This window comes from Neobacillus sp. 19 (genome assembly GCF_049463095.1).
Taxonomy (GTDB): Bacteria; Bacillota; Bacilli; order Bacillales; family Cytobacillaceae; genus Neobacillus.
Map to the genome: position 1 here is coordinate 1 of NZ_JBMPZU010000098.1, position 8,888 is coordinate 8,888.

The following is an 8,888-nucleotide window of genomic DNA, read 5'->3' on the forward strand; positions in this document are numbered from 1 at the left end:
AGCGGAATTCCACGTGTAGCGGTGCAATGCGTAGAGATGTGGAGGTACACCAGTGGCGAAGGCGGCTTTCTGGTCTGTAACTGACGCTGAGGCGCGAAAAGCGTGGGGAGCAAACAGGATTAGATACCCGGTCAGCTTAGCGTGAACGATGAGTGCTAAGTGTTAGAGGGTTTCCTGCCCTTTAGTGCTGCAGCTAACGCATTAAGCACTCCGCCTGGGGAGTACGGCCGCAAGGCTGAAACTCAAAGGAATTGACGGGGGCCCGCACAAGCGGTGGAGCATGTGGTTTAATTCGAAGCAACGCGAAGAACCTTACCAGGTCTTGACATCCTCTGACACTCCTAGAGATAGGACGTTCCCCTTCGGGGACAGAGTGACAGGTGGTGCATGGTTGTCGTCAGCTCGTGTTGTGAGATGTCGGGTTAAGTCCCGCAACGCAGCGCAACCCTTGATCTGAGTTGCCAGCATTCAGTTGGGCACTCTAAGGTGACTGCCGGTGACAAACCGGAGGAAGGTGGGGATGACGTCAAATCATCATGCCCCTTATGACCTGGGTGACACACGTGCTACAATGGATGGTACAAAGGGCTGCGAACACCGTAAGGTTTAGCCAATCCCATAAAACCATTCTCAGTTCGGATTGCAGGCTGCAACTCGCCTGCATGAAGCCGGGGAACCGCGAGCAATCGCGGGATCAGCATGCCGTGGTGAAATACGTTCCCGGGCCTCGTACACACCGCCCGTCACACCACGAGAGTTTGTGACACCCAAGTCGGTGGGGTAACCTTCATGGAGCCAGCCGCCTAAGGTGGGACAGATGATTGGGGTGAAGTCGTAACAAGGTAGCCGTATCGGAAGGTGCGGCTGGATCACCTCCTTTCTAAGGATAATGCAGTCCTTTCGGACTGATAATAAGGTTGACGTTTCTTGTTTGTTTAGTTTTGAGGGAGCAATCTTTTCTGTGAGGATCATGACCGTTAGGTGATGATTCGAAACAATTCTCTCAAAGACTTTTTTGTTCCTTGAAAACTAGATAATCGTAAGAAGAAGCAAAGTAAACATCGAGTAATCGCCATTTTAGTTTTTCTCTCTTATTGAATAAGAGTTATAAACCTTTTTAGGTTAAGTTAGAAAGGGCGCACGGTGAATGCCTTGGCACTAGGAGCCGATGAAGGACGGGACTAACACCGATATGCTTCGGGGAGCTGTAAGTAAGCTTTGATCCGGAGATTTCCGAATGGGGAAACCCACTGTTCGTAATGGAAACAGAACCTTAACCCAATACATAGGAATAAGGCATACCCGGGTAACTGAAAAATCTAAGTACCCGGGGGAGGAAGAGAAAACAAACGCGATTCCCTGAGTAGCGGCGAGCGAAACGGGACATAGCCCAAACGAAGAGGCTTGCCTCTTGGGGTTGTAGGACACTCAACATGGAGTTACAAAGGAACGGGGTAAATGAAGCGACCTGGAAAGGTCAGCCAGAGAAGGTAAAAGCCCTGTAAGTCGAACTTTGTTCCTCCTGAGTGGATCCTGAGTATGGCTGTATATGTGAATCTGGTTGGAAGCAGGGAGGACCATCTCCCAAGGCTAAATACTCCCTAGTGACCGATAGTGAACCAGTACCGTGAGGGAAAGGTGAAAAGCACCCCGGAAGGGGAGTGAAATAGTTCCTAAACCGTGTGCCTACAAGTAGTCAGAGCCCGTTTATGGGGTGATGGCGTGCCTTTTGTAGATGAATGCTGCAAGTCACGATCCCATGCAAGGTTAAGTTGAAGAGACTGGAGCCGCAGCGAAAGCGGAGTCTGAATAGGGCGTTTGAGTATGTGGTCGTAGACCCGAAACCAGGTGATCTACCCATGTCCAGGGTGAAATCCAGGTAACACTGGATGGAGGCCCGAACCCACGCACGTTGAAAAGTGCGGGGATGAGGTGTGCGTAGCGGAGAAATTCCAATCAAACTTGGAGATAGCTGGTTCTCTCCGAAATAGCTTTAGGGCTAGCCTGACGTTGTTAGAGTCTTTGGAGGTAGAGCACTGTTTGGACTAGGGGCCCTCATCGGGTTACCGAATTCAGACAAACTCCGAATGCCAAAGACTTATCCGTGGGAGTCAGACTGCGAGTGATAAGATCCGTAGTCGAAAGGGGAAACAGCCCAGACCACCAGCTAAGGTCCCAAAGTATACGTTAAGTGGAAAAGGATGTGGAGTTGCTTAGACAACCAGGATGTTGGCTTAGAAGCAGCCACCATTTAAAGAGTGCGTAGTAGCTCACGGTCGAGTGACTCTGCGCCGAAAATGTACCGGGGCTAAAACGTATCACCGAAGCTGTGGATTAAACACCGTTGGTGTCAGTGGTATGAGAGCGTTTAAGGGCGTTGAAGGTAGACCGTAAGGACTGGTGGAGCGCTTAGAGTGAGAATGCCGGTATGAGTAGCGAAAGACGAGTGCAACCTCATCCACCGTATGCCTAACGAAAGGTTTCCTGACGAAGGCTCGTCCGCTCAGGGTTAGTCGGGACCTAAGCCGAGGCCGAAAGGCGTAGGCGATGGACAACAGGTTGATATTCCTGTACGACCGTATCGATCGTTTGAGTGATGGGGAACGCAGGAGGATAGGGTAAGCGCGCTGTTGGATATGCGCGTCTATAAGCAGTTAGGCTGGTGAATCAGGAATCCGTTCACCGTAAAGGCTGAGCTGTGACAGCGAGGGAAATTTAGTACCGAAGTCTCCTGATTCCACACTGCCAAGAAAAGCCTCAGCGAGATTCAAGGTGCCCGTACCGCAAACCGACACAGGTAGGCGAGGAGAGAATCCTAAGGTGAGCGAGAGAACTCTCGTTAAGGAACTCGGCAAATGACCCCGTAACTTCGGGAGAAGGGGTGCTCTTTTAGGGTTCATAGCCCTGAAGAGCCGCAGTGAATAGGCCCAGGCGACTGTTTAGCAAAAACACAGGTCTCTGCGAAGCCGCAAGGCGAAGTATAGGGGCTGACGCCTGCCCGGTGCTGGAAGGTTAAGAGGAGGGGTCGCGCAAGCGAAGCTCTGAATCGAAGCCCCAGTAAACGGCGGCCGTAACTATAACGGTCCTAAGGTAGCGAAATTCCTTGTCGGGTCAGTTCCGACCCGCACGAAAGGCGTAACGATCTGGGCACTGTCTCAACGAGAGACTCGGTGAAATTATAGTACCTGTGAAGATGCAGGTTACCCGCGACAGGACGGAAAGCCCCGTGGAGCTTTACTGTAGCCTGATATTGAATTTTGGTACAGCTTGTACAGGATAGGTAGGAGCCTGAGAAGCCGGAGCGCTAGCTTCGGTGGAGGCGTCGTGGGATACTACCCTGGCTGTATTGAAATTCTAACCCGCACCCCTGATCGGGGTGGGAGACAGTGTCAGGTGGGCAGTTTGACTGGGGCGGTCGCCTCCTAAAGAGTAACGGAGGCGCCCAAAGGTTCCCTCAGAATGGTTGGAAATCATTCGTAGAGTGTAAAGGCACAAGGGAGCTTGACTGCGAGACCTACAAGTCGAGCAGGGACGAAAGTCGGGCTTAGTGATCCGGTGGTTCCGCATGGAAGGGCCATCGCTCAACGGATAAAAGCTACCCCGGGGATAACAGGCTTATCTCCCCCAAGAGTCCACATCGACGGGGAGGTTTGGCACCTCGATGTCGGCTCATCGCATCCTGGGGCTGTAGTCGGTCCCAAGGGTTGGGCTGTTCGCCCATTAAAGCGGTACGCGAGCTGGGTTCAGAACGTCGTGAGACAGTTCGGTCCCTATCCGTCGTGGGCGCAGGAAATTTGAGAGGAGCTGTCCTTAGTACGAGAGGACCGGGATGGACGCACCGCTGGTGTACCAGTTGTCTTGCCAAAGGCATCGCTGGGTAGCTATGTGCGGACGGGATAAGTGCTGAAAGCATCTAAGCATGAAGCCCCCCTCAAGATGAGATTTCCCATAGCGTTAAGCTAGTAAGATCCCTGAAAGATGATCAGGTTGATAGGTCAGAGGTGGAAGCATGGCGACATGTGGAGCTGACTGATACTAATCGATCGAGGACTTAACCATTTTTAAGTGGTTGAACTCGTTTTTACAAAAAACTTCTTCTGCATTATCTAGTTTTGAGGGAATGAAACCTCAAATAAATAGTCTGGTAACTATGGCGAGAAGGTCACACCCGTTCCCATACCGAACACGGAAGTTAAGCTTCTCAGCGCCGATGGTAGTTGGGGCATGCGCCCCTGTGAGAGTAGGACGTTGCCAGGCTAAGCCCCTTTGGGGCTATTATTTTGCCAAAAATTACTATGGCCCCTTGGTCAAGCGGTTAAGACACCGCCCTTTCACGGCGGTAACACGGGTTCGAATCCCGTAGGGGTCACCATATCTTTATCATGAACAATTATGCGCCCGTAGCTCAATTGGATAGAGCGTCTGACTACGGATCAGAAGGTTATGGGTTCGACTCCTTTCGGGCGCGCCATTAGTGTTATCGGGAAGTAGCTCAGCTTGGTAGAGCACTTGGTTTGGGACCAAGGGGTCGCAGGTTCGAATCCTGTCTTCCCGACCAGTCGAAGCTTTTAAATGATTTATGTTTTGGCGGTGTAGCTCAGCTGGCTAGAGCGTACGGTTCATACCCGTAAGGTCGGGGGTTCGATCCCCTCCGCCGCTACCATATGACTTTGTGATTTTTTATAAAATGGAGGAATACCCAAGTCTGGCTGAAGGGATCGGTCTTGAAAACCGACAGGCGGGTCAAACCGCGCGGGGGTTCGAATCCCTCTTCCTCCTCCATTAAATCACAAAACTTTATTATTATTATCGCGGGGTGGAGCAACGAGCGTTGCTTCAATGAATAAACTGCGAGTTGTATCAATCGAGCTGCTGCTTGAATATGCTTGCTGAGATTGATACAGTCCATGTATGCTTTGAGCATGGGCAAAACTTTATAATTTTTATTATCGCGGGGTGGAGCAGTCCGGTAGCTCGTCGGGCTCATAACCCGAAGGTCGCAGGTTCAAATCCTGTCCCCGCAATTTGGTCCGGTAGTTCAGTTGGTTAGAATGCCTGCCTGTCACGCAGGAGGTCGCGGGTTCGAGTCCCGTCCGGACCGCCATCTGTTTCCTAGTAGGTTGTCTACTATTGATATATAGATTTTGGCGGTTGTGGCGAAGTGGTTAACGCATCGGATTGTGGTTCCGACATTCGTGGGTTCGATTCCCATCAGCCGCCCCATTTCCATTTCATTTATTGGGCTATAGCCAAGCGGTAAGGCATCGCACTTTGACTGCGACATGCGTTGGTTCAAATCCAGCTAGCCCAGCCATCATACTTTTTCAATTGCGGGTGTAGTTTAGTGGTAAAACCTCAGCCTTCCAAGCTGATGTTGTGAGTTCGATTCTCATCACCCGCTCCATTTAGGGGCCTATAGCTCAGCTGGTTAGAGCGCACGCCTGATAAGCGTGAGGTCGATGGTTCGAGTCCATTTAGGCCCATCATATAAATTATAAAAAGTGTCTGATCCCGATGTAGTAATAACTATTGAGGGTTAGGCACTTTTTCTTTTTAAACAATCAATGGTGCTCCATTTCAATTAATTGTATTTGTTTATTCTTTTTAAATCGAAGTAGCTACAAAATGGTGGCCGTGATTTTCTATATCAATGTTTAAGTGAATCTTCAGCCAAACATCAAGACAATTTCAACGGTAAGAACATATGGTTTGTCTTTAATAAGGGCTCTTAAAGACATTTCCAGCGAAAGGAACATGCATTTTGTCTTTAATTCCCATGCCAACAACTAACTACGACGCACTTCCCCCCAATTATGTAATATAAGACTCTGCTCGAAATTATCCATGGTATGGTGTATTAATCTGTTTGATATTTGCTGATAAATCTGCCAAGATAGAGAAATCAAGTGGAAGTATAGCTGCTTTTGTTTAAAACAGTAAAGGAACTAGTTTTTTAGAGTGAATGGAAAGAGGGAAGAATCATGACATACAGAATCAAAGATCAGATGATTTCAGAAACGGAAATTAAGCAGAGGGTTAAGAAGCTTGCAGAAGAAATAGAAAAGGATTTTAACAATGAACCAATCTACCTTATTGTTGTTCTTAAAGGGTCCTTTGTCTTTGCAGCTGATTTGATTCGAGAAATGAAGGGAGATATAAAAGTCGATTTCATTTCGGTTTCCAGCTACAGTAATCAGACGGAGACAACTGGAAAGGTAAAGCTTTTGAAGGATTTAGATACTGATATAACAAATAAAAATGTGGTTGTAGTGGAGGATATTATTGATAGCGGATTAACCTTGCATTTCTTAAGAGACCATTTAAGCATGCATAAACCAAAGCAAATAAAAATTTGCACATTGTTAGACAAGCCGGAAAGAAGAAGAGTGGAATTGACAGCAGATTATACTGGGTTTGTTATTCCGGATGAATTTATAGTGGGTTACGGGATTGACTATGCACAAATGTATCGCAATCTACCTTATATTGCTACGGTTGAAGAGTGTTAAAGCTTCTTCTTTTAATAACCTTATGAAGGACAAAATTCGCCCGAAATTCGGTTGAAAAGTCCTTCATTGGCCTTATGAAGGACAAAACTCATCGGAAATTCGAGTGAAAAGTCCTTCATCGGCCATATAAAGGGCAAAACTCATCGGCAATTCAAGAGAAACGCCCCTTCATCACTTTTACCTAATTGAATTTTTGCTTGAAATATCTTTAATATCGTATTTTATAAGTGACAAATCATTTACGCTGACGCTAAGTCTTTCTCCAACAGTCCAACTTGAATAAGACCATTTAGAATCCCGTCCTGTGAAGAGGAGGTTGTAATCACATCTGCTGCAGCCTTTGCTTCTGGCACGGCATTTCCCATCGCAACGCCTGTTCCAACCATTTCCAGCATTTCCAAATCATTCAACCCATCGCCAAATGCAAAGCTGTTCTCCTTTTCTATGTCTAAGATCTCCAGCATTTTGAGGATACCGACCGCTTTTGACGCGCCGTTAGGAAGGATATCATAGGCATTGCTATCCCATTTCACAAAACTGAAATCAGGGAATTGGTCAAAGTACACTTGAGCATCCTGCGGATTACAATAAAGATGTCCTTGATAAATGGGCGAATGAGTATAATACTTTTCATCCACTTCCGGATAGGGCATCATCAATGAATCAAACCCCTCCTCGATGTAAGGATGATTGCTTTGGCTAACCTTATAATCAAGATGACTGCAGAAAGCTAAGGCATGCCCATTATTTGCTGTCATCGTCGAAAGAGATTGCAGCATGTTAGGGTCAATCGGGTTAGAATAAATTTCTTTCCCTTTAAATACCACGTATTGTCCATTCATCGATACATAGGAATCAATATTTAGTTCCTTTTGAATCCAGTAAAACATATTCGGAACACGTCCAGTAGCAATAACAGTATGAATCCCTTTTTCCTGAAGCAATTGGACAGCTCTTTTCGTAGAAGCTGGAATTTTCTTTTCTTCATTTAATAGCGTCCCGTCAATATCAAAAAACACAATTGATTTTTCCATATTTCTGCACCTCCGTATAATACAACACCGTCGTTACGCTCAGGATTCTGATCACGCCGACTTGGTGTTGTATCGTCTTACAGAAATAGCATAATTTATGAAACGCGTTTCAGGTCAAGGGGTTTTGCCCTATATTTCATACCGTTTGACGTTCAATTAATTTAACTGGAATTTCCTGATAAGTGACTCCGGTTTCAACAATTCCTTGTAAAAATAACTTCCGTCCCATTTCCACCAGCGGAATTTCTATCGTGGTAATATTCATCATTTTGGCAATGGGCTGATTGTTAAAACCGATGAGAGCGAGGTCATCAGGAATTGAAATATTTTGCTGCTGGGCACAGGTGACGATCCCGGCTGCTACATCATCACTTGTAATCAACAAGGCTGTGGGGGGATCAGCCATTTGTTTGATCCGCGAGATTACCCGTTCACCATCCTCGAAGTAAAGGCACTCCTCAAAAATATAGTCAGGTTCATACGGCAGTTGAAAATCTTTCGCAAAATCCTTAAAAGCCATTCCTCTAAATTTACTATTCGATCCTGTATTACGGCCAATACTATAGCCAATTTTTCGATGGCCTTTTTGAAACAGGTATTCTAATGCAAAAATAAATGTTTTATAGTGGTCGACATAGGTGGAGGAAACATCTTTTCCTCTTGTATCTTCACATAAAACAATCGGACCAAACGGTGTAAATTCTTCGATTGTTGACCAGCCGCAGATTCTGGAGCAAATAATTAACGCATCAATCTGCTTTTGCTTAAGCATTTTTAATGCATCCAACTCTCTAACTTCTTCGTAGTTGCTCTGAATTAGCACCAGCTTATAGTTGTGTTCCAATGCTTCGATCGCCAGCCCTTTAAGTAAAAGAGCAAAGTAAGGATGGTCGATAAAGGGGACAACCACACCGATTAGAAAAGTTTTCCCTAAACTTAAATGAATGGCATTAATATTTGGCTGATAGTTACTCTCCTTAATGGCAGCCAATACGGCATTCCTTTTTTCCTCACTTACGTACGGATGGTTATTAAGAACTCGTGATACTGTAGAAACCGAAACACCGGCGATTTTGGCTAATTCTCTAATGTTTGTCATTTGATCACCATTTTTAATCAGGTTATATCGATTATAGTCTATAAAGGTATGAAGAAAAAAGAAAGCTGACCCAAACTATCCGAAACGAAGCTTCTGTCAGCAACGCCTGCCACATAGGGCCGGCTTCAACTTGGAGAAGTTTACTATGACTGGCTAAACCGTTTAGTTGACAGCTTCGAAACAAAAGAAATCTTTCAGTATATTCCCAAAAAGAAATAAAGGTGCCTGACACCATATGCATAATGA

General features: G+C 46.3%; 4 protein-coding genes, 11 tRNA genes and 3 rRNA genes. 15 read left to right on the top strand and 3 right to left on the bottom strand.

The window, feature by feature from the left end; all coding sequences use genetic code 11:
- From ACO1D1_RS26235 to hpt, 15 genes are all read left to right on the top strand, one after another.
- A 16S ribosomal RNA gene (locus ACO1D1_RS26235) occupies positions 1–880 on the top strand; the annotation flags it as partial.
- Positions 881–1,120: 240 nt separating this feature from the next.
- Positions 1,121–4,059, top strand: a 23S ribosomal RNA gene (locus ACO1D1_RS26240).
- Positions 4,060–4,140: 81 nt separating this feature from the next.
- Positions 4,141–4,257: ribosomal RNA gene (gene rrf / locus ACO1D1_RS26245) — 5S ribosomal RNA — on the top strand.
- A 40-nt stretch (positions 4,258–4,297) separates the two neighbouring features.
- Positions 4,298–4,372, top strand: a tRNA-Glu gene (locus ACO1D1_RS26250).
- 22 nt (positions 4,373–4,394) lie between these two features.
- A tRNA-Arg gene (locus tag ACO1D1_RS26255) sits at positions 4,395–4,471 on the top strand.
- A gap of 10 nt (positions 4,472–4,481) precedes the next feature.
- Positions 4,482–4,558: transfer RNA gene (locus tag ACO1D1_RS26260), tRNA-Pro, on the top strand.
- A gap of 28 nt (positions 4,559–4,586) precedes the next feature.
- Positions 4,587–4,663: transfer RNA gene (locus ACO1D1_RS26265), tRNA-Met, on the top strand.
- A gap of 26 nt (positions 4,664–4,689) precedes the next feature.
- Positions 4,690–4,782: transfer RNA gene (locus ACO1D1_RS26270), tRNA-Ser, on the top strand.
- Between the two features lie 168 nt (positions 4,783–4,950).
- Positions 4,951–5,024 (top strand) — tRNA-Met (locus ACO1D1_RS26275).
- 3 nt (positions 5,025–5,027) lie between these two features.
- Positions 5,028–5,104 (top strand) — tRNA-Asp (locus tag ACO1D1_RS26280).
- A 43-nt stretch (positions 5,105–5,147) separates the two neighbouring features.
- A tRNA-His gene (locus ACO1D1_RS26285) sits at positions 5,148–5,223 on the top strand.
- 16 nt (positions 5,224–5,239) lie between these two features.
- A tRNA-Gln gene (locus tag ACO1D1_RS26290) sits at positions 5,240–5,314 on the top strand.
- Positions 5,315–5,330: 16 nt separating this feature from the next.
- Positions 5,331–5,404, top strand: a tRNA-Gly gene (locus ACO1D1_RS26295).
- A gap of 5 nt (positions 5,405–5,409) precedes the next feature.
- Positions 5,410–5,483: transfer RNA gene (locus ACO1D1_RS26300), tRNA-Ile, on the top strand.
- Positions 5,484–5,981: 498 nt separating this feature from the next.
- The gene (gene hpt, locus ACO1D1_RS26305) at positions 5,982–6,509 is read left to right on the top strand and encodes a hypoxanthine phosphoribosyltransferase (RefSeq protein WP_149868594.1); all 528 of its coding nucleotides are present in this window, start codon (positions 5,982–5,984) and stop codon (positions 6,507–6,509) included.
- 239 nt (positions 6,510–6,748) lie between these two features.
- On the opposite strand, the gene ACO1D1_RS26310 is transcribed toward hpt, so the two are convergent.
- The 3 genes from ACO1D1_RS26310 to ACO1D1_RS26320 all read right to left on the bottom strand — a co-directional run.
- A complete protein-coding gene (locus tag ACO1D1_RS26310; protein ID WP_423337624.1) occupies positions 6,749–7,543 on the bottom strand; it encodes a Cof-type HAD-IIB family hydrolase in 795 nt (264 codons plus the stop codon).
- A 136-nt stretch (positions 7,544–7,679) separates the two neighbouring features.
- Positions 7,680–8,642, bottom strand: a complete 963-nt coding sequence (locus tag ACO1D1_RS26315) for a LacI family DNA-binding transcriptional regulator (RefSeq protein WP_423337625.1) — start codon at positions 8,640–8,642, stop codon at positions 7,680–7,682.
- A 31-nt stretch (positions 8,643–8,673) separates the two neighbouring features.
- On the bottom strand, positions 8,674–8,888 hold a 215-nt coding region (locus tag ACO1D1_RS26320; RefSeq protein WP_423337626.1), incomplete at its 5' end, for a hypothetical protein.